Here is a 452-nt window from a genome sequence, read left to right on the forward strand (position 1 = left end):
AATGGAGGATTAGCTCAGCTGGGAGAGCACCTGCCTTACAAGCAGGGGGTCGGCGGTTCGATCCCGTCATCCTCCACCATATATGTCGGAGGGGTAGCGAAGTGGCTAAACGCGGCGGACTGTAAATCCGCTCCTTCGGGTTCGGCAGTTCGAATCTGCCCCCCTCCACCATTCTTAATTAATGGGCTATAGCCAAGCGGTAAGGCAACGGACTTTGACTCCGTCATGCGCTGGTTCGAATCCAGCTAGCCCAGCCATTAAGAGCCATTAGCTCAGTTGGTAGAGCATCTGACTTTTAATCAGAGGGTCGAAGGTTCGAATCCTTCATGGCTCACCATTTTAACAAAATATGCGGGTGTGGCGGAATTGGCAGACGCACTAGACTTAGGATCTAGCGCCTTTGGCGTGGGGGTTCGACTCCCTTCACCCGCACTTTTAATAAAATAACTCAA

Annotated in this window: 5 tRNA genes; all 5 read left to right on the forward strand. The window is 52.0% G+C overall.

The features are described 5' to 3' along the window. Positions 1-3: 3 nt before the first annotated feature. The 5 genes from ILT06_RS32200 to ILT06_RS32220 all read left to right on the forward strand — a co-directional run bounded on the left by ILT06_RS32200 (position 4) and on the right by ILT06_RS32220 (position 432). A tRNA-Val gene (locus ILT06_RS32200) sits at positions 4-79 on the forward strand. Between the two features lie 8 nt (positions 80-87). Next, positions 88-171: transfer RNA gene (locus ILT06_RS32205), tRNA-Tyr, on the forward strand. An 11-nt stretch (positions 172-182) separates the two neighbouring features. Next, positions 183-257 (forward strand) — tRNA-Gln (locus tag ILT06_RS32210). 4 nt (positions 258-261) lie between these two features. Beyond that, a tRNA-Lys gene (locus ILT06_RS32215) sits at positions 262-337 on the forward strand. A 14-nt stretch (positions 338-351) separates the two neighbouring features. Further along, positions 352-432 (forward strand) — tRNA-Leu (locus ILT06_RS32220). The last annotated feature ends 20 nt before the right edge of the window (positions 433-452 follow it).

It is taken from the genome of Bacillus sp. 17RED48 (assembly GCF_019837545.1).
Lineage (GTDB): Bacteria > Bacillota > Bacilli > Bacillales > Bacillaceae_G > Bacillus_A > Bacillus_A wiedmannii.